The sequence below is a fragment of the Streptococcus sp. 2018162 genome (genome assembly GCF_019754175.1).
Classification (GTDB): domain Bacteria; phylum Bacillota; class Bacilli; order Lactobacillales; family Streptococcaceae; genus Streptococcus; species Streptococcus hashimotonensis.
This window is the reverse complement of sequence record NZ_JAIJZP010000001.1, coordinates 104,064-123,688: the sequence shown is the minus strand read 5'-3', so window position 1 is coordinate 123,688 and position 19,625 is coordinate 104,064. Positions and strand designations below refer to the sequence as shown.

The following is a 19,625-nucleotide window of genomic DNA, read 5'->3' as shown; positions in this document are numbered from 1 at the left end:
TCAAACGAAGAACACCCAGCTTTTTCCGAGTACTACACTTCCATAATGGAACATAAGAAAAACTGCCAATGTCCGAAGACATGGCAGTTTCCTATATTAACGACGGAGTCCGAGTGAGTGAATCAATTCACGGTAACGGTTTACGTCTGTGCGGCGTAGGTATGCTAACAAGTTACGACGGCGACCGATTTTTTTCATCAAACCACGGTAAGTAGCGTGGTCTTTTTTGTGTTGTTTGATGTGGTCGTTAAGGTGGTTGATTTCCCAAGTAAGTACTGCTACTTGTACTTCAACTGAACCTGTGTCGCCTTCATGACGAGCATATTGTGCCATGATTTCATTTTTTTTCTCTTTTGAGATTGCCATGATATGTTCTCCTTTGTTTTGAGCCTAATCCGAGTGACAGGTTGGCGACCTGTAACCAAGAAAAAGCTAGATTTGTCCTTCAGGACCTTATCCATTCTATCAAGGAATGGCTCTTTTGTCAACTGATTTGAGAAATAGCTGAGCTGCTCTGCTATTTTCAAAAAAGCCAGCCGAAGCTGACTTTCTGCTTGTATATCACATTTACTCAGCCTTTTCTGCTTTTGGCAAGATAAGATTGAGGATAATACCTACAATGGCTGAGAGGGCTGTTCCTGAGAGGGTGATGGCACCGATGTTGAGAACTGCTCCACCAAGACCCAATACCAGCATTGAGCTTGCAATAATCAGGTTGCGGACTTGACCGAAATCAACACGGCTTTCAATCAAAACTTTCAAACCGTTTGAGGCGATAACACCGTAAAGCAAGATAGACATACCACCAAGAACGGCACTTGGAATAGTTGAGATAAGGGCTGTAAATTTACCCAAGAATGAGAAGGCAATGGCAATCAAGGCTGCATTACGGATAACCGATACCGATGCGATGCGAGTCATACCGATAACCCCTGTATTTTCACCATAAGTCGTGTTAGCAGGTCCACCGATAAAGGCAGATACAGCAGTCGCTACACCATCTCCAATCAAGGTACGGCTGAGGCCTGGGTCTTTCAAGAACTGGCGGCCGCAGATTTGGCTGAGAACGGTGTGGTCACCGATATGCTCAGCTACTGTTACAACAGCAATTGGTAAGATAGCAATCATTTCTGGACCGAAGTAGAAATTGTACGACTTGAAGGCACCTGTTTCAAATGGTAGGTAGAAACCTGGTAATTCAAACCAAGCTGCTTCCAAAACGGGTGTGAAGTCAACCAGGCCAAGACAGAGGGCAATCACATAACCACCGATGATGGCAATCAAGAAAGGAACAATCTTGGCGAAACCTTTCCCTTTGGTATTGACAAAAGCAGCAATCAAGAAGGTTGCAATCGCCACGACGACGTTTTTCCAGTCGCCGTCTGCGACGAAGCCTGCTGAAGTCACGGCAGAGTTGGCAAGACCAAGTCCAATCACGATAATCATTGGTCCGATGACAATCGGTGGCAAGAGGCTGTCAATCCACTTAGTACCGATAACTTTGACAAGTGCAGCGATCAACACGTAAATCAAGCCGACGAAGAAAACACCTGTCTGGGCAGCTGACACATCCCCACCCATTTCCTTGATAGCAAGCGCCATAGCTGAGATATAGGCAAAGGAAGAACCTAGGTAAACCGGCACCTTAAACTGTGTCGCTACTTGGTAAATCAAGGTCCCGACACCTGATGCAAAGAGGGCAACCGATACGGGCATACCGAGAATCAGCGGCACCAAAATCGTCGCACCAAACATAGCAAACACGTGCTGGAAACTCAACAAAATCCCTTGAAGCGGTGCTGGTTTCTCATGGACATCAAACAAAAGATTGGCTTTTGTACTCATAATTCTCCCATTCTGGGTACACAAAAAGACCCAGACTTTCTAAATATACATAGTCATAGGCCCTTAATAATTTTTCCTGTTGTCTTTCTCACCTCACGGGATGAGTTTAAAAACCTACGCTTTTGGTATTGTAACACAAGCCCTTACTTTTGGCAAGAGATTTTTTATTTTTTGTTCTCTTAGGGGAAATGGCAGAGCGGGATGAGAACTCCATTGCTTATTCGAGTTCATCTGCCAGCTCTTTTTCCATCTGCTTCTGACGGTACTTATTCGCCCAAGAGAGAAGATTCGCCAGTAAGAAAATGAGACATGTGATAGAAAGAAAGAATATCAAAATCACCACCCAAAAATGCCAATCCCAGATACCAGTATAATGCTGTCCATAGGTCTGGTAGTTGGTCCAAGCCATTACAATCGTTGTCCCTGCAATCACCCCTCCTAAGTAAAGGTAAGCCTGCCAAGTAGTTCCTCTTTCCATATCAAGCCCCTTCCTCCAATAACCGTAAAAGAGATAGATTGAAACGACCAACATGGCAATCAGTTCAAAAACATAGGTATCAAACGGCCATTTTAATACCAGACTTTTGATGAGAAATGAGAGAGGCAAAAGAATATTCATTGTCCTGCCCACCCAGGCAAAGACTTGGTTTTCTTCTTGTTGAACACGTTCATCAGTCACAATTTTTTTCATCAGTTGGTTCCTCCCAAAATAATTGATCTAAACTTTTTCCTAAGCAGTGGCAAATCGATAGACAAAGACTTAGACTAGGATTGTATTTCCCCGCCTCAATCAGACCGATGGTCTGGCGGGTCACTCCAATAGCCTCTGCCAGATCCCCTTGGGTCATATCTTTTTCCACACGCGCCAACTTTAACCGAAGATTTTTCATGCCATAGCCATCCTCCTGTACATTCTTATAACCTTATTATACACTATATTTTTCATTTTGCAATATATACATTGCATTTTGTTTGATTTTTTTAGCAAAAAAAGAAGACAAAACTGCCTCCTTAAAATATCTATGCACCTCTCCGCTTATTCCACACTCTTAATCCGTTTCTTAATCTTCTGACTAAACTCAATCATTCTCCGCTTTTCCTCCGGCCAGATTTTGGTCACGCGGTCAACAGCAATTATGAAGATGATTACCGCAGCATAGTCCTTGGCTTTTTCAATCAGACCAACACTTTCAGCAACTACTAAAAGTAGATAGAATGTGAATAAAATAGTTCGTTTGGGCAGAGCCATCAAAAACTCAATCCCTGCCTTATAGCCCAGATAAATCTGCCGATTAAGCCCTTTGGCCTTTTCCAAACGACGATTGAGAAAGGCACGAATCCGCTTGTAAAACCAATCCGAAGTCAGAAAAAGTGATTGGGCACCAATTACAATCAAAGAAACATTATTGGCATGTTCTTCCTTAAGCCCGAGCGCTCTAGTCACAACGTAGGTCCAATCACCATTATCAATACAGATAAAAATAGTAAAGTAAACAACCGCTCCCGCTACTATAACAAGGGGAAGGGCACGGATATATTTCAACATATAATAACCTCTCTTGGACAAATCTTAGAACCTATATTCATAAACAAAGTGTTCTTATGCAAGAAATCGTTTTTGCTCATCAAGGCATTTTTTGAAGGAATACTGACTCTATCACCATTTAGTTTCACTTTATTGCTTCGACGAGTAAAAAGCTCCTGTGGCTGTTTTCGCCTACCACCTAATTGGTCAGGAATTTCCTTTCCTTATCTCCACCTTCAAACACTCCAATGGAAGCGATGAATTGTGAACACAGGTTCTTATATATATTGTAATATGTTATACCAAATACGGTCAAGCAGGGGCTAGAATTTCAGATACGACAACTGTACATCCTTAGCATTTTTTACTTACCCTAAAAAAAAAGAAGATCACATATGGACCTTCTTCTCTTTTCATCTAAGTAAGCTAATAAAATAACTCTTATTTTTCCTCTTTTAGCACCAGATTTAATACCAAGGCTGCCAAGGTCCCTGTTGAAATACCTGATGAGAAGACCATTTGAAGAGCTGATGGAAGATGACTCAATAATTCTGGACGAACGGTCACTCCAATCCCAAGCGCAAAAGCAATAGAGATAATCAAGAGCTCACGGTCCCCAATTTTAACTGTTGCAAGAGTCTTAATCCCTTGGGCAGCAACCAAACCGAACATGATAATCCCAACACCACCAAGAACAGGCTGGGGCATGATGGAAATCAAGGCTGATAATTTTGGAAAGACACCAAGTAAGGTCAAGATAATACCTGCTAAAATCATGACATGACGACTAGCAACTTTTGTCAAAGTAATGAGGCCAACGTTTTGTGAGAAGGCTGTATTTGGACCAGCCCCAAAAATACCGGCAATTAAGGAACCAACGCCATCTGCCAGAACACCATTTGCTGCCCGCTCAGAAGAAATCTTTTGATTTGAGGCTTCTCCAATGGCCATCATAATCCCCACCGTTCCAATCAAAGATACAACATAAGCAGGAATAAAGGCTAGAATAGAAGATAGGTCAAATTTCACACCATAATGGAAAATTTTAGGAAGAGCAAACCAGGCTGCTTCTCCAACAGCAGACATGTCTACTTTTCCAAGCAGAATACAGAGGACATATCCAAAGACCATCCCAAAGAAGACTGACGCTGTTTTCAGCATTCCTTTACCATAATGATTCAATGCCAGAGTAAAGACCAAGACGATAAAGGCAATACCGATATTTTCAACTGAAGCATGGTCTGAAGCGCCAGCTCCACCAGCTGCCCAGTCCATACTTACTGGCATGAGGGTAATACCGATGAGGGAAACAACAGTCCCCGTAATCAATGGCGGAAAGAAGCGCATCAAGGGTTTGACAAAACGACTGAGAGCAATCTCTACAAATGAACCAGCAATGGTTGCTCCTACAATACCAGCAATTCCCAACTGACTACCAACGCTGATTGCTGGATTGGCAAAGGTAAAGTCCGTTCCCATCATACCAGAGACACGTGAACCTACTGGCCCCAAACCTTTAGATTGCAAAATGGTAGCAATACCAGCAACAAAGATAGAGGCTGATACCATAATAGAAGTATCTTCTACCGATAATCCCAAGGCACTTGCAACGACAAGAGGCACTGCAATGATTCCTGCAAAAGCAGCTAAAATATGCTGAAAAGCAAGCAAAACTGCCATCCCTTTGGGTGGTTGTTCATCAATTCCGTAAAGCATCCCTGAGGAATGTTCATTTGTTATTTTCTGAGACATGAGTTCTCCTTCTTTATTCCTAAATAATGGTATTAGTCTATCAGAAAACATAATCATTTTCAATACATTTCACTACCCAAAACACAAAACGTTCGTGTTTTTTAGAATTTTTTGTCAATGTATACAACATTTCAATCCGAAAATTCGTTTATTGTTTTGATTTTGGCAAAAAAATGCTATAATACACAAAAGTAGCATTTGGAGGAGAAGATAAACATGAAAGCTTTGGAAGCACGCATTTTAAAAGATGGTCAGGTATTAGGAGAAAACATCTTAAAAGTTGACTCATTCTTGACCCATCAGGTTGATTTTCGCTTGATGAAAGAAATGGGGCAGGTCTTGGCAGATGCCTATCGCTCTAAAGAAATTACCAAGGTTGTCACGATCGAAGCCTCGGGTATTGCACCAGCCGTCTATGTTGCAGAAAGCTTAGATGTGCCAATGATTTTTGCTAAAAAGCATAAAAATATTACTATGACCGAAGGCATTTTGACCGCCGAAGTCTATTCATTTACCAAGCAAGTCACCAGCACCGTTTCTATTGCAAGTAAGTTTTTGTCGCCTGAGGACCGTGTTCTAATCGTTGATGACTTTTTGGCCAATGGACAAGCAGCAAAAGGCTTGATTGATATTATCAAACAGGCTGGGGCGCAAGTGGCCGGGGTTGGTATCATCATCGAAAAGTCCTTCCAAGACGGTCGCCAGCTCTTACTGGATGCAGGTGTCCCTGTTACTTCACTCGCTCGTATTGAAAAATTCCAAGATGGACAGGTTGTTTTTGCAACTGCGGATATTTAAAAGGACTTGCTTCCAATCGGGAGCAAGTCTCTTCTATATATCTATAATTCCACACCAAAGACTTCTAATTGCTTTAATTCGGCAGCAGTCAACCTGCGGTATTCTCCAAGCGCTAATTTTGAATCTAAGCGAAGAGGCCCCATGGTCAATCGTTGCAAGTCTGTCACCGTCTTTCCGCAGGCCTGTACCATGCGTTTGACCTGGTGAAATTTCCCTTCTCGGATGGTGATGTCAACGAGTGAAGTCTGCTTAGCTTCATCTGTAGAGAGGATGGTCAACTGGGCTGGCTGACAGGTAAAGTCTTTCAGCTCTATTCCTGCCGCAAATCGTTCGACATCCTCTTGGGTCATAATTCCGTCAACCTGGGCACGGTAGAGTTTATCAACATGTTTTTTCGGAGAAAGCATGGCATGAGCCAGCTGACCGTTGTTGGTCAAGAGGAGCAAGCCATGGGTATCGATGTCCAAGCGCCCAACTGGAAAAACTTCCTTCTGGCGAGCTGTATCATCTAGCAGGTCCAAGACAGTCCGATGACGGTCATCCTCGGTTGCTGAAATAACTCCTTTGGGTTTGTTCAATAAATAATAAACAAAGGTCTCATGGCTCAAGACATGGCCTGCTACTGCAATCTGGTCCGTCTTTTCGTCAATCTGTTGCTTTGGGGACGTCTCTACTTGGCCATTGACTGTGACTTGCTTGTTTTTCAGGACTTTCTTGACTTCTGTCCGACTTCCAACACCACAATCCACTAAAAATTTATCTAATCGCATACGAGTTTCTTTTCCATTTTGATATAGTCTGCTTGCTGTTCTCTTTCTGTAAATCCAAGAGCATGAAAGAGGGTTTGAGCTGCTTGATGAAAGGTGGCAACTATCAGTTTGATACTAGCTGGCTGAACATGTTCCACTATGTAGTCTTCAATAGTCTGATAGAAAGCCCTGCCATTTCCCTGACCTGTCAAAGAAGGTTTCATGCCCAAACGAATGTCAACGGTCTCGCCATCTTGATCAATACAGAAATAGCCCATGAGGGCGGCATTGCGAATGACTGCAAAAAAGCGGTCCCCACGCGCCTCCGGTGAAATCATCTCTGCATAGGTATCGGGATCTGCACTAATCGTATAGGCATCCAAAGGTGGTTGATAGCGCCATTGGTTAGCAATTTCCAATGCCAGATCCTGGGGCAGGGGCATGATGTAAAAGTAATCCATTCTTCGGAAATTTTTTGCCAAATTTTTAATCCGACGGTTTTGGGTGGCGTAATTATCTGTCTGATAGACATAATCCACATAGCCCAACTGATAAGAGGGAATCATGTCTTTAAAAATCAACTGAACATCCTCGGGAAAACGGAGTATTAATTCATTTAAGCGGTTGTTTTCTAACATAGGAATATTATACCAAAAGAGGCTGGGCTCAAGCCCAGCGGCTACTACTCAGAGTTCGTGTCAACATCTCAGCGCAGTGGTTGATTGGCAGATTTGTTCGTGTATTACACTCCAAATCTGACCTAATCAACTGTGCGGGGGTGAGAAGACGAACTCTTTTTTAGACCAGTCGAGTTCTTTCTCACTCCCACTTCTTCAGTTGTTTATAAATCAAGCCAGCGCTTATCAAGGCACAGCCGATGGCATAGATACCAAAGGCTCCTGTTGGGGTTGGGTTGAGTTTTTCCAGATAAGTCGGCAAGATAGCAGATGTGGCACCACCGATATTGCAACCCATAAGGACGATTGTCATGACCGCATTAAGCAGGGCCTTAGGCGCTCGGTCTGTTACCTGACTAAAGACAATGGTTAGAATGATGCTGTAGAAAAATCCTGACACCATGCCACCGAGTCCCAGCACCCAGAGATTATCCGCAAAGGCAATGCCGACAACCGCAAGTCCAAAAACCACGTAGGAAACCGCTAAAAGCCAGCCCTTCAAACGACCAACCAGGCTACTAAAGACCGTCCCTGCCACAATCCCCATGACCTGCATAAGACTGAGAATCAGACTGGCTTGCTGAGCAGTACCGATGTCCTTTGCCAAAACAATCTGAGGAATACGAATGGTCAGGAAGGTATTGACATTGATAACAAAGAAGGCTAAGAATGCCAGATAAATGCCCATCATCCACATGGTCTTGTCCAGTTTGACCTTGGGCGCATTCTCCTCAACCTTTACCTCCATACGAGCCAGCAATTCCTCCTTGGGAACAAAGAGAAGGAAGAGAGCCAAGATGACCAAGGCAAAAAGGTAGACCAAGAAGGCAGGTTGCCAACCAAACTGGGTCAACCAACCGACAAGGAGGGTAAGCCCTGCGCTTCCCAAAACCTCTGCTGAACCACGCAAGCCCATCATCTGCACCCGCTCCTGACCGGTGAAAAAATTACCGATGATATTAATAGCACGCGCATTGATCAAGCCAATCCCCAAACCAAGCAAGATACGAGCCAATAAAATCAGAGGATAAGCAGTTAGAAACATGGGCAAAGCTCCGCCGATGGCCATAAGCAAAAGCCCTGCAATGATAATGTTTCGTTCTGATAAGAAACGGACAACTAGACCGTTTGCCAATAGAGTAACCATAATAGCAAAGGAGGTCACCGTAATTAAGTTTTCCACCTGGGCCGCTGCAATTCCCTGCTGGGCAAAATGCTCAATCATCTGCGGAATAGCTGGCGAGACAGCAAATGTCGAAACCAACATGGTGGATAGGGCCAGCAAACTGGCTTTTTCTAAAATTCTTTTCATTTTTCTCCCTTTCAACGTTCGTCTTTTACTAGTATAACAGATTTGAAAGCGAATGGATAGAAAAGTCCGACTTTTATTCTCTCCCATTTCATGCTATACTTATCTTAACTATATTCAAAGGAGAGAATCATGTCTGTTATTGAACGATTGACAAAAGCTGCCCATTTGATTGACATGGATGACATCATCCGTGAAGGGCATCCAACCCTACGCCAGGTCGCTGAAGAAGTTGCATTTCCCCTATCTGACCAGGAAATTATTTTAGGCGAAAAAATGATGCAATTCCTCAAACATTCGCAGGATCCAGTCATGGCGGAGAAGATGAAACTCCGTGGCGGAGTTGGTCTAGCAGCGCCTCAGATTGACGTTTCCAAACGCATCATTGCTGTCTTGGTTCCAAACCCAGATGACGAAGAAGGCAATCCACCTGCCCAAGCCTACTCTCTACAAGAGGTTATGTACAACCCTAAAATCGTGGCACATTCTGTCCAAGAAGCAGCTATGGAAGGGGGCGAAGGCTGCCTATCTGTTGACCGCGAAGTCCAAGGCTACGTAGTCCGCCACGCGCGCGTGACTGTTGACTACATGGACAAAAACGGAGAAAAACACCGCATCAAGCTCAAAGGATTTAATGCCATCGTGGTCCAACACGAAATCGACCACCTCAACGGTGTCATGTTCTACGACCGCATTGACCCAGAACACCCATTTGCCGTTAAAGAAGGCATGTTGGTGATTGAATAAACATAAGAAACTGACTGAAAAATTTTCGGTCAGTTTTTTTTATGAAAATAGCAGAGCTAACTGCCTAAAAATTTCCTGCCCATCCAAAATCAGGTCTTGAAAGAGGAGGTAGTCCAGCAGAGCCAGCAAACCAGTTAGCAGGATGAAGACGACCAAGCGGTTTGAAAAGCGAACCTGCAAAAGATGATTGAGACTGGCTAGAACAATTTCCAAGACAAGCAAGCCAAGCACCATCCACAAGAGATAAGGGGCATTTGGAAGGAACCAAGCCCAGAGTTCTTGTCCCCTCAGGTGTTCTAGAAAAATCCCCCTCTCCGAATGGGAAAGCAAGACAAGACCATCTTCCAGATAACCAATTCCTCCGACCAGACTATTAACTAGGAAAAGGCTGGCTAGAAAGAACACTGTAAATCCTAGTGCCTGCCCCAGTCCCAGCAACCACTTGGTGACTAGAACCTTGCGCAAATCCACAGGCTGGGTCTGATAGAAACGCCAGTTTTTCCCTGCAACCTCCACCGCCTTACCCCGACTGCCAATCCAAACCGCCAGCAAGAGCACCAACAAATAGGCCGGACCATCAAAGAGAGAGCGCAGACTGCCAATACCTGACAAATCTCTGGAGCGGTCCCAAGAAGGATCGTCTACTGGAACTAAGGCATCATTGGTATCAAAACGATTTTCCAAGCTGGTCAAAATAACATCCTTGCCCCGCTTAGTTGCAGGCACCCCAGCCTCCATCAGCTGTTGCCAGTAATACTGACTGACCTGATTGCGAGTCTGGTAACAGCGAAGATTATCTACCGTCTGGCTGGCCCCAATATCACCATTGGCAAAAGCCTTTTCCTCTCTAGCCCATAGATAGACCTGCTCTGCCTCCAGCATAGCAAGGTGACTAGCTGGCAGAGCCTGAGGTTTTTCCTGATAAACCTGCCATTGCTTGACATAGAGGTCCTTATAGACACGATATTCTTGCAAGAGACCAAGCCTCAGCTCCAACTCCTCCTGATAGCTCGTGTCCTCTTTGACCAACTGCCTCAGACGGTTGATTTCCGACTGCAAACTCTCCACATAGGCCCCATCTTGCTCATAGGACTGGGCAACCAACTCCATCGAAACCCTCTCCTCCTGGGCAACCTCTTGCTTTCCTAGTCCCGTCAGTAGGGAAAATAGCAGAGCTAGGATCAAGTTTCCTAAGACGAGCCCTTTCCAAGAATTGAGCCGACTAAGGATGAGAACATCAAAAGACCAAACCCTGTCTAAAGGACCTGTGTCTAACTCCTTCTGATGCTCCACGGTCAGAACCAGCCTTTTCTTTTCTGTCAGCAGATAATAAGCCACAAAAAGTCCAATGGTCAGCAGGAGAAAGACATCCACCGCTACAAAGACCTGTGAAAATGCAGCTGTGTCTAAAAAACCAGGAAAGGCAAGCAAGGGCAGAATTTGACCTGACCAACCAGCTACTGCACCTGCCTGATAGGAAAGCCCCAGAGCTAACAGTAACCCCGTCACCACAAAAGTCAGCCGACTAGCTAACAAGTGGTCCAAAAATCCAAAAAGTAGGCAAATAGCTAGGAGTAAGATTAGCCAAAAACCAAGCAAGATAAGCCCGTAAAGCCAAGAGCCTATCAACTGCCTCTGACCCAAAATCTCAACAGGAGCTTGAAAACTAGATACAGCCAACTGACCTGTCAGCCCATCATAGACCAGGATAAAAAGTAAACCTATCCCCACAGCCAGCAAAAGCGAAAGCAAGGAAGCAACCAAACGCCTCATCCCCTGCAAACTCAGACTATCCCATTGTCGCAACTGCCAAACTTGATGCGCAGGTGTCTTTTCTGCCAGCTGATTGGCAAGCAGAAAACCAAGCACCAAAAATACAGGAAGAAAACCAAACAAACTTTCTAAGTAGGCTTGAACAATACGACCTGTTGACCAAGCCTTGTTTTCAGGACCATCAGGCAATTGGTAGGCAAGCAACCAGTCATTCCATCTGGCCAAACGCTCGACTTCACTAAGCGTCAAGGATTGCCGCGTTTGAAAAAGCTGCCGATTGCGACTGATAAAATAGTCCAAATCCTGATACATGAGTTTGCGGTAGTTGGGGATAGCTTCAAACTTCCCATCATCTAAGGCCTGACCGACACTTTCTATATCGGATTTCAAGCCCAGCATCCGTGGTGCTTCTTCTGACTCCTCCTCAATTTTTATATCTGCCAAGACACTAGCCAATTCACTCAGTTCTTCTTTATAGGTTTCCACATAGGTCACTTGGTGGACTTGGCGCTGAGAAATAGGAAGATAGGCCAGACCTAGAAAACCCAGCACGAGCAAGCAGTAGAGAGGCGACCAGAGAATTTTCTTGATTTCAAAGTTCAGCCTCATATCCCCTCACCACCTTCCTCCACATAGAGATCACGATAGAGGGATTCCATATAGTCGCTGGCTTTTGTAATCCCAGTCACCTGCTGGATTGGAATACGATCCAAACAATCCAGTAAATCTCGCTCGGGTAAGAAGATTTCCACCAGACCCTGCTCTGCCTTTTTCCACAAGAGTTGAGGATAATCCCGTAAAAATTCCTGAACCTGTTTGGAGTTTTCCACAGCAAGATGGTAATCATAATCCGCCGTCAACTCCACTTCTGTGGCAATCAACTTGCTGGCCTTGAGAAAATAAACCTGATTGGTCAGCTTCTCAATCTCCGACAAATGGTGGGAAGAAAGCAAAATCGCAACACCTTCTGCCTGTAAATTCAGAAGAAATTCCCGTTGCTGGATGATATTGGTCGGGTCCAAGCCGATGTGGGGTTCATCCAGCAACAAGAGCTTGGGCTTGGGAAGGACAGCCATGGCAAAGAGCAGCTTCTGCTTCATACCCATGGAATAGCCAGCCACCCGCTTTTTGACATAGTAGCCCATCCCCAACTCTTCCACTAGGACATCCACTTCCTTCTTCCCCATCTTATGGGTCGCAGCCACATAGGTCAGATGGTCATAACCCGTCAACTGTGGATAAAGTGCTTGGGCATCCAACATGACAGACATGTCCTGAAAAATCGCTCGGTCACTATTGGGCCGACTATTGATAGTTACCGACCCACGGTCAGCGGTTTCTATATTGCTGATGATATTCAGCAGAGTGGATTTCCCCACACCATTGGGACCAACTAGGGCCACCAAGTCCCCCGCTTGCAACTCAAAGGACACATAGGACAAGACCTGGTGGGCACCGTATCGCTTGCAGACATCAACTACTTTTAGCATAGAAACTCCTTTCTTAGAGAAATGGCAGAGCGAAACAACAGCCTTTCATCAGCTTATTATTGGCTAGACTACTTCTTGAAAGCCTTATACAGCAAATAAAGCCCCACAAGAAAGCCTAGACTAGCAGCAGGTTTTAAAAATAGCACATGGATAAATGAATTTAGCCAGAGCCAAATCTCTCTATCTACAATCTGAATCGGGTCCATATGAAACAATAGGACACTACACGAAAGAACAATGACACTACTTAAAAATAAAGTATTTTTATCAATCTGTTTCATTAGGTTACTCCTTTTATCAGCCTATTTTCTATATACAAAAAACAATATTTTCACATTATTATGATATACTATTTTTGTAAATATTGTTTATTTTGTTACATATTTTCACAGTTTTTGAAAGGAGTAGTTTATGCGGTGGGATTACGGAAGTGTTTATAAAAGCATTCGGAAAAGCAAACGTTTGAGTCAAGAGCAAGTATGTGGAGATTTTATCAATCGGACTACTTTGGTTCGTTTCGAGAAAAATCAAACTATTCCCAGCTACGAACTCATGCGATTCTTGCTCAAGCAAGTTGATATGACCTTCGAGGAATTCGAATACCTCTGTAACTACTATCAACCTAGCCAACGCCAACAATTGCTCTATGATATAGATAATCTCAGGAATCCTACCACTAAGATGATGGAGGATTTGATAAAGCGTTGCCACGACCACTTGAACAAAGAACCAGATGATGGTCCTATCCGTCGAAAATGCCAACTTTTAGAAACCGTAGTAGCCATTCGAAAAAGCACTTCTTTCAATCAGATTTCCGAAGAAGCTGAAACCCTTTCAAAACTTCTGTGGTCAGAGCTAGAACGATATGACAACTGGTACCATAACGATATTATCTTGGTCGGCACTCTTCTGTCTAAGATTTCTTCACTTGATAGCCTTGAAGAAACTGCCAATCTTCTTCTAAAACGATTAGAAAAATACAAGGATTACAAGCGAATCCAGCCCACCATACTATCTTTCTACCAACAACTATCCCTTTTTACCCTTGAACAAAAACAGTACAGCAAGTCTACTTTTTTTGCCACCAAACTCATGGAACTAGCCAAGCAAGAAAAACGCTATGACCAACTAGCCCGTGCCTATGTCTACCTAGGCATAGCCCAAAACAAGCAGGAACTGATTGACAAAGGACTACAAATCTTGGAATTGACGGACGAGCAAGCACTTCTCGACAACCTCCAATTTCTTATCAAACAACACCAAACTGACTGAAATCTTCAGTCAGTTTTTTTGTGGTACTAAAAAACGACCCTTTCGGATCGTTCTACATTATCTTAATAATATTCCCCTTGTCTATAGTCCCAAGAGTTGAAGTGGTCTGACAGGTGCATCATGATTTTATCGATGTCCAGACCCTTACGGATGACAACTGGGCATGGGCTGATAGAACGGCTATCTGCACCTTGTTCTGGAATCAGTTTACCATCTTTGTCTACCATAGATACCATAACCCCTTGCTCATAGCGAGTTTCAATGGTCTTGTCTGGTTGGATAGATGCCACATAATCATCCGCCTCAATAATCAAGTCTACTTTAGACGCGATACGCTCACCGATACCTTCTACCTTACCACGATTTCCCTTACCTGACGGGTTAGCAGATGAAGCGTAGACCATGCGGCCTTCTTTTTCCCACATTTCCTTGGCAATTTGCTCGCCAGCCACACCAAACTTGATAACAAAGCAAGAAGTACCACGAACGTCGGTCATCAACTCTTCACGACCATCGCCATAAGCCTGCAACTTGGCATAAGCCTCTGGTTTCCAAGGCAGGATACAACCCAACAAAATGTCCTCATCCCAATGTTTTTGGTAGAAGGCATCAATCTCAGGAGTCAACTGAGCCAACTCACGCAGCTCCTCCATGCTACCACAAAGGACCACGCCCGGCTTATTACGCTTGCGCTCTTTAGCGTCAAATTTACGTTCCAAACCAGCCTTGTCAGACGTCATGATGATGTAACCAACCTTAGTCGGACAGACAATCACGCCCCCCTCGCCCTTGATAATGTCAAGACCTTCTTGTGAAAGTGTGCCATCCCAGTGAATTTGTTTCGTCATAATAATTTCCTCTTTTCCTTTATTTCATAGCAGAGCGACCTGCATGTTTTCTAATATATTTAGTTTTGCCAATAACTAGGCCTGCTCCCCTCATACTCAGCAATCAAATCCTGATACTGTAATGTAATACCAATATCATCCAAGCCATTGAGCAACTTGTGTTTCCAGTCCTGTTCGATGTCAAATGGGAATTCCCCAAAAGGCGTCCGTATCAATTGGTCTGCCAAGTCAACCGTGATTTCTTGGTCTGGAGCCAGCTGAGCCAGTTGGTCCCTGACTTCTTTGGGCTGGATAATGGGCAGAATCCCATTGTTCAAGTCATTGTTGTAATGAATATCCCCGAAGGAGCCTGCAATGATGACCTTGAAGCCATAATCTGCCAGAGCCCAAGCAGCGTGTTCCCTAGAGGAACCTGCTCCGAAGTTATCCCCAGATATGAGGATACTAGCCCCTTGATACTCAGGCTGATTGAGAATGAAATCAGGATTATCCGTGTAGTTATCATCCAAGTACCGCCAAGCATAGAGCAGATACTTGCCAAAACCCTTTTTGTCAATCAGCTTGAGAAACTGCTTGGGCAGGAGCTGGTCGGTATCAATATTATCATTCATGAGCGGAACGGTCGTTCCTGTCCATGTGGTAAATTGGTGCATTAAACTCCCTCCTTGAGAATGTCTAGCTGTCTAGTGTCGACAAATCGTCCATAAAGCGCAGCTGCGGCAGCCATAGCAGGACTACACAAGTGGGTCTTGGCCCCAAAGCCCTGGCGGTCTTCAAAGTTTCGATTACTTGTGGAGGCACAATGCACACCTGCAGGCACCTTGTCTGGATTCATACCCAGACACATGGAGCAACCTGGATCTCGCCACTCAAAACCAGCCTCCATAAAAATCTTGTCTAGACCAAGCTTTTCTGCAGCTCGCTTGACAGGGCGACTGCCTGGTACGACAATAGCCGTAACCTGCTCTGCTATTTTCCGCCCCTTAACAATCCTAGCTGCCAGCTGCAAATCGCTGAGGCGAGCATTGGTACAGGAGCCTAGGAAGACATAGCCGACGGGAATGTCCGCAGCCTTTTGCCCAGGAGCTAAGTCCATATAAGCGTAGGCCCGCTCGTCGTTGTGATCACGGATAGCTGGGAAGGTTTCATCGAAACTAACCCCCATAGCAGGCGTCGTTCCCCAAGTGACCATCGGTGCTAAGTCTGACACATCAAGGACCAGGTGCTTGTCATAGACCGTGTCCGCATCCGAGTAGAGCTCCTTCCAGTCTGCCACCGCCGCCTCAAAGTCCGCTGGTGCACACTCACGACCTCGCAGGTAGTCAAAAGTGGTCTGGTCTGGAGCCATAATGCCCATCTTAGAGCCGAACTCAATGGACATATTGCAAATAGTCATCCGCTCTTCCATGCTGAGTCGGTCGATGACTGGACCAGCAAACTCCACCACATGACCCAAACCACAATCCACGCCGTAGCGGGCAATCAGAGCCAGGATAAAGTCCTTGGCATAGACACCTGCTTGGGCCTGACCGACAAACTCCACTAGGAGTCGCTTGGGTTTGACCTGCCAAATGGTCTGGGTAGCGAGAACGTGCTCCACTTCAGAAGTACCAATCCCAAAGGCAATGGCACCAAAGGCTCCGTGTGTCGCCGTATGACTATCTCCGCAGACAATGAACTTACCTGGCTGGGTCCTGCCTGTTTCTGGTCCAACCATGTGGACAATCCCCTGATGTTCCGAACCGTGGGCTGCGTGGGGAATGCCGAAATCTTCTATATTCTTCGCCAAAGCATCCATCTGAGCCTTGGAAATGACATCACGGATATTGTGAATATCAACGGTTGGCACGTTGTGGTCAAAAGTCGCAAAGGTCAAGTCTGGTCGCCGAACCGGTCGCCCTGTATCCCTCAATCCTTGAAAGGCCTGGGGACTGGTCACCTCGTGGACATAATGCTGATCGACATAGAGGAGCTGGGGCTGACCTTCCTGCCCTGTAATCACATGGCGATCCCAGAGCTTATCGAAAATGGATTTGCCACTCATGGTGACCTCCTTTCAAGCTGTTCAATAACGGCCGCTGTCATTTCTTTGGTAGAGGCGGTCCCACCTAGGTCTTTAGTGAAAATCCCCTGCGCAAAGACTTCTTCAACTGCCTGGCGAATGCCCTGACCTGCTTGGATCAAATCAAAACTTTCTTCCAGCATCATGGCAACAGATAGAATCATACTGACAGGATTGGCAATGCCCTGACCTGCAATATCGGGTGCCGAACCATGGATAGGTTCGTAGAGACTGGGACCTGCCACCGCATGACTAGCAGAAGGCAGAACCCCTAGCGTTCCTGTTAATACGCTGGCCTCATCCGACAAAATATCTCCGAAAAGATTTTCCGTCACCAAGACGTCAAATCGACTAGGATTGGTAATCAAAAGCATGGCTGCACTATCCACCAACTGGTGCTCTAAGGTCACATCTGGGTAGTCCTTAGCCACCTCATCCGCTACCTTCCGCCACAATTTTGACGTCGCCAGTACATTTTGCTTATCAATGCTGGTGACTTTTTTTCGTCTTTTTTGGGCTAGGTCAAAGGCAGAGCGGACAACTCGTTCGATTTCCTCAGCTTGATAGGTATTGCTATCGCTGGCTTGGTCTGTCTCCAGAATATGCTCTCCAAAATAAATCCCACCTGTCAACTCCCGTACCATAACCAAATCCACACCGTCCAGCCGGTCGGCCTTCAGAGGAGAATAGTCTTTTAGGCTATCAAAAATTTTGACCGGACGGATATTGGCAAAGAGACCCAATTCCTTCCGAAGTTGAAGCAGCCCTTGTTCTGGGCGAACAGCTGCATCATCATATTGAGGGCTACCGATAGCTGCTAACAAAATCGCATCCGCCTGACGGCAGGCTTGTAAGGTAGCATCTGGTAGAGGATGGCCAGCCGCATCAATCCCAGCGCCACCAAAAGCCCTCTCCTCAATCTCATAATCAAATCCTACTTGCCCAGCAACAGCCTCGAGGACTGCTAGGCCAGCCTCCATGATTTCAGGACCGATTCCATCACCAGCCAAGGCTACAATTTTTTTCGTCATATTTCCTCCTAGCTAGTTGGCAACTCTTTCTCAGATAGTTTCTTATCAATCTGTCCGCTATTTTCTTTCTGTACCATGACATTGGCATGAATATAGGCAATTGCAGAAGCTTTCAATACGTCAAAGTCAATACCAGAGGCGTTAAAGACGGTTTCCGTTGCCTTGTTTTCTACGGCGACAAGCACACGCGCTTGGGCATCAATTCCATCGGTAATGGCATCGATATGGTAGCATTCCAAGCTGATCTCTTGGTGGAAGAATTGGTCAATGGCATTAAAGACAGCCTCAACCGAACCCTTGCCTGATTCCACAACAACCACTTCTTCCTCATCTTGATTGATAAAGATGACCTGAGCCTGAATACTTCCGTCAGACTGACTATCCAAACGCAAATCTTTAAATTGGAAACCATCACGATTGCTGATTTCTGTCCCAGCTACCAAGGCACGAATATCTGCGTCCGTGATTTTTTCTTTCTTGTCCGCCAGATTTTTAAAGCGAGCAAACAAACTAGCAACATCACTTTCTTCAAAATACAAGTCTAATTCCTTTAGCTTTTCCACAAAGGCATGGCGACCAGATAGTTTCCCCAGTGGCAGAGAATTTTTCTTGACCCCTACCAACTCAGGTGTAATGATTTCATAAGTCAATGGATTTTTCAAGACACCATCTTGGTGGATACCTGACTCGTGAGAGAAGGCATTGCCACCGACCACCGCCTTATTGCGTGGAATGGCAATCCCAGAAAAGCGAGATACTAATTCCGAAGTATTGAGCGTTTCCTTTAGGACAATCGGACTGGTCACATCGTAAAAATCTTTCCGAATTTCAAGGGCAACAGCTACTTCTTCAAGGGCCGCATTCCCTGCCCGCTCACCGATACCGTTGATAGTTCCCTCGACACGACCTGCACCGTTTTTAATAGCTGAAAGAGTATTGGCAACAGCCATACCGAGGTCATTGTGGCAATGGGGACTGAAAATAATCTCACGGTCCGATTTGACGTTGCTTGTCAAGTAACGGAAAATTTCTCCGTAGTGCTGAGGAGTCGTAAAGCCGACTGTATCTGGAATGTTGATGTAGGTCGCACCGGCATCTACCGCTGTCTGCACAACTTGAAGCAAATAATCCAACTCAGTCCGTGTCGCATCCTCTGGCGAGAACTCGACCACCTCAAAACGCTCACGGGCATAGCTGACATGTTCAGTGATTTGCGCCAAAATTTCTTCTTTGGTCTTTTGAAGTTTAAATTCACGGTGAATGGGACTGGTCGCAATGAAAACATGAATCTGCGGATACTTGGCATCTTTCAGAGCCTCATAACAAGCATCAATGTCTGATTTGACTGACCGAGCCAAGCCTGTCACAGCCGTCTTGGTCATAGCCGCCGCAATCTGACGAACCGCTTCAAAAGAATCAGGACTGGCAGCTGGGAAACCCGCTTCAATGGCAGAAATCCCCCATTTCTCCAACTGCTTGGCAATGGTCACTTTTTCCTTGATAGAAAAATTCACACCCGGCGTCTGTTCACCATCCCGTAAAGTCGTATCTAAAAATTCAATCACACGCATAAGAATACCTTTCTAAACAACCTTCAACTTAAAAATATAAAATAACTCGGTAGCTAATTCATTAGTCTAAAGTTCTTGACAGTCCATTCAACTTACTTTTAGTACTAGCTCCAACAGTCAGAGTAGTGACTGTTGGAGGTGGGAAATAGAGCGAACTTGGTTCGCATCAAAAGCTA

20 protein-coding genes are annotated in these 19,625 nt (G+C 45.1%); 3 read left to right on the top strand and 17 right to left on the bottom strand.

Going from position 1 to position 19,625, the window contains the following annotated elements; translation table 11 throughout:
• Nucleotides 1–96: 96 nt before the first annotated feature.
• The 6 genes from rpsO to K5Q22_RS00550 form a co-directional block, all read right to left on the bottom strand.
• On the bottom strand, nucleotides 97–366 hold the full coding sequence (gene rpsO, locus K5Q22_RS00575; RefSeq protein WP_002938849.1) for a 30S ribosomal protein S15: 270 nt from the start codon (nucleotides 364–366) through the stop codon (nucleotides 97–99).
• Between the two features lie 201 nt (nucleotides 367–567).
• Nucleotides 568–1,845, bottom strand: a complete 1,278-nt coding sequence (locus tag K5Q22_RS00570; RefSeq protein ID WP_205013414.1) for a uracil-xanthine permease family protein — start codon at nucleotides 1,843–1,845, stop codon at nucleotides 568–570.
• 217 nt (nucleotides 1,846–2,062) lie between these two features.
• A complete protein-coding gene (locus K5Q22_RS00565) occupies nucleotides 2,063–2,536 on the bottom strand; it encodes a DUF6773 family protein (protein ID WP_029187700.1) in 474 nt (157 codons plus the stop codon).
• Complete coding sequence (locus tag K5Q22_RS00560) at nucleotides 2,517–2,735, bottom strand: helix-turn-helix transcriptional regulator (RefSeq protein ID WP_105113856.1); 219 nt, start codon at nucleotides 2,733–2,735, stop codon at nucleotides 2,517–2,519. Before K5Q22_RS00560 ends, K5Q22_RS00565 begins: the two co-directional genes overlap by 20 nt.
• 146 nt (nucleotides 2,736–2,881) lie before the next feature.
• Nucleotides 2,882–3,391 carry a hypothetical protein gene (locus tag K5Q22_RS00555; RefSeq protein WP_002942154.1) on the bottom strand — a complete coding sequence of 170 codons (510 nt, stop codon included), beginning with the start codon at nucleotides 3,389–3,391 and terminating at the stop codon, nucleotides 2,882–2,884.
• A gap of 420 nt (nucleotides 3,392–3,811) precedes the next feature.
• Complete coding sequence (locus K5Q22_RS00550; RefSeq protein WP_205013415.1) at nucleotides 3,812–5,122, bottom strand: nucleobase:cation symporter-2 family protein; 1,311 nt, start codon at nucleotides 5,120–5,122, stop codon at nucleotides 3,812–3,814.
• 216 nt (nucleotides 5,123–5,338) lie between these two features.
• Between K5Q22_RS00550 and K5Q22_RS00545 the strand changes: the two genes are divergently transcribed.
• The gene (locus K5Q22_RS00545; protein ID WP_172115492.1) at nucleotides 5,339–5,920 is read left to right on the top strand and encodes a xanthine phosphoribosyltransferase; all 582 of its coding nucleotides are present in this window, start codon (nucleotides 5,339–5,341) and stop codon (nucleotides 5,918–5,920) included.
• Between the two features lie 41 nt (nucleotides 5,921–5,961).
• On the opposite strand, the gene K5Q22_RS00540 is transcribed toward K5Q22_RS00545, so the two are convergent.
• From K5Q22_RS00540 to K5Q22_RS00525, 3 genes are all read right to left on the bottom strand, one after another.
• Complete coding sequence (locus K5Q22_RS00540) at nucleotides 5,962–6,690, bottom strand: pseudouridine synthase (RefSeq protein WP_205013416.1); 729 nt, start codon at nucleotides 6,688–6,690, stop codon at nucleotides 5,962–5,964.
• On the bottom strand, nucleotides 6,681–7,307 hold the full coding sequence (locus K5Q22_RS00535; protein WP_239514819.1) for a GNAT family N-acetyltransferase: 627 nt from the start codon (nucleotides 7,305–7,307) through the stop codon (nucleotides 6,681–6,683). The genes K5Q22_RS00540 and K5Q22_RS00535 overlap by 10 nt, the downstream gene beginning before the upstream one ends.
• A 181-nt stretch (nucleotides 7,308–7,488) precedes the next feature.
• A complete protein-coding gene (locus K5Q22_RS00525; protein WP_205013417.1) occupies nucleotides 7,489–8,658 on the bottom strand; it encodes an MFS transporter in 1,170 nt (389 codons plus the stop codon).
• A gap of 129 nt (nucleotides 8,659–8,787) precedes the next feature.
• Between K5Q22_RS00525 and def the strand changes: the two genes are divergently transcribed.
• On the top strand, nucleotides 8,788–9,402 hold the full coding sequence (def, locus tag K5Q22_RS00520) for a peptide deformylase (RefSeq protein ID WP_205013418.1): 615 nt from the start codon (nucleotides 8,788–8,790) through the stop codon (nucleotides 9,400–9,402).
• Between the two features lie 39 nt (nucleotides 9,403–9,441).
• Here the strand turns inward: def and K5Q22_RS00515 are convergent, their stop codons facing one another.
• The 3 genes from K5Q22_RS00515 to K5Q22_RS00505 form a co-directional block, all read right to left on the bottom strand.
• On the bottom strand, nucleotides 9,442–11,784 hold the full coding sequence (locus K5Q22_RS00515; protein ID WP_205013419.1) for a hypothetical protein: 2,343 nt from the start codon (nucleotides 11,782–11,784) through the stop codon (nucleotides 9,442–9,444).
• On the bottom strand, nucleotides 11,781–12,665 hold the full coding sequence (locus K5Q22_RS00510) for an ABC transporter ATP-binding protein (RefSeq protein WP_205013420.1): 885 nt from the start codon (nucleotides 12,663–12,665) through the stop codon (nucleotides 11,781–11,783). Before K5Q22_RS00510 ends, K5Q22_RS00515 begins: the two co-directional genes overlap by 4 nt.
• A gap of 68 nt (nucleotides 12,666–12,733) precedes the next feature.
• Nucleotides 12,734–12,946 (bottom strand): hypothetical protein, encoded by a 213-nt coding sequence (locus K5Q22_RS00505; protein WP_205013421.1) that lies wholly within the window; start codon nucleotides 12,944–12,946, stop codon nucleotides 12,734–12,736.
• Nucleotides 12,947–13,076: 130 nt separating this feature from the next.
• On the opposite strand from K5Q22_RS00505, the gene K5Q22_RS00500 reads away from it, so the two are divergent.
• On the top strand, nucleotides 13,077–13,937 hold the full coding sequence (locus K5Q22_RS00500) for a helix-turn-helix transcriptional regulator (RefSeq protein WP_205013422.1): 861 nt from the start codon (nucleotides 13,077–13,079) through the stop codon (nucleotides 13,935–13,937).
• 62 nt (nucleotides 13,938–13,999) lie between these two features.
• On the opposite strand, the gene K5Q22_RS00495 is transcribed toward K5Q22_RS00500, so the two are convergent.
• The 5 genes from K5Q22_RS00495 to K5Q22_RS00475 are packed head-to-tail and all read right to left on the bottom strand — an operon-like array spanning nucleotide 14,000 to nucleotide 19,449.
• On the bottom strand, nucleotides 14,000–14,785 hold the full coding sequence (locus K5Q22_RS00495; RefSeq protein ID WP_105143697.1) for an L-threonylcarbamoyladenylate synthase: 786 nt from the start codon (nucleotides 14,783–14,785) through the stop codon (nucleotides 14,000–14,002).
• 59 nt (nucleotides 14,786–14,844) lie between these two features.
• Nucleotides 14,845–15,438 (bottom strand): 3-isopropylmalate dehydratase small subunit, encoded by a 594-nt coding sequence (gene leuD / locus K5Q22_RS00490; RefSeq protein ID WP_205013423.1) that lies wholly within the window; start codon nucleotides 15,436–15,438, stop codon nucleotides 14,845–14,847.
• The gene (gene leuC, locus K5Q22_RS00485; protein WP_105136447.1) at nucleotides 15,438–16,829 is read right to left on the bottom strand and encodes a 3-isopropylmalate dehydratase large subunit; all 1,392 of its coding nucleotides are present in this window, start codon (nucleotides 16,827–16,829) and stop codon (nucleotides 15,438–15,440) included. Before leuC ends, leuD begins: the two co-directional genes overlap by 1 nt.
• Nucleotides 16,826–17,878, bottom strand: a complete 1,053-nt coding sequence (gene leuB / locus K5Q22_RS00480) for a 3-isopropylmalate dehydrogenase (RefSeq protein WP_205013424.1) — start codon at nucleotides 17,876–17,878, stop codon at nucleotides 16,826–16,828. Before leuB ends, leuC begins: the two co-directional genes overlap by 4 nt.
• 8 nt (nucleotides 17,879–17,886) lie before the next feature.
• Nucleotides 17,887–19,449: a 2-isopropylmalate synthase gene (locus K5Q22_RS00475; protein ID WP_205013425.1), complete on the bottom strand. Its 1,563-nt coding sequence runs from the start codon at nucleotides 19,447–19,449 to the stop codon at nucleotides 17,887–17,889.
• Nucleotides 19,450–19,625 lie beyond the last annotated feature (176 nt).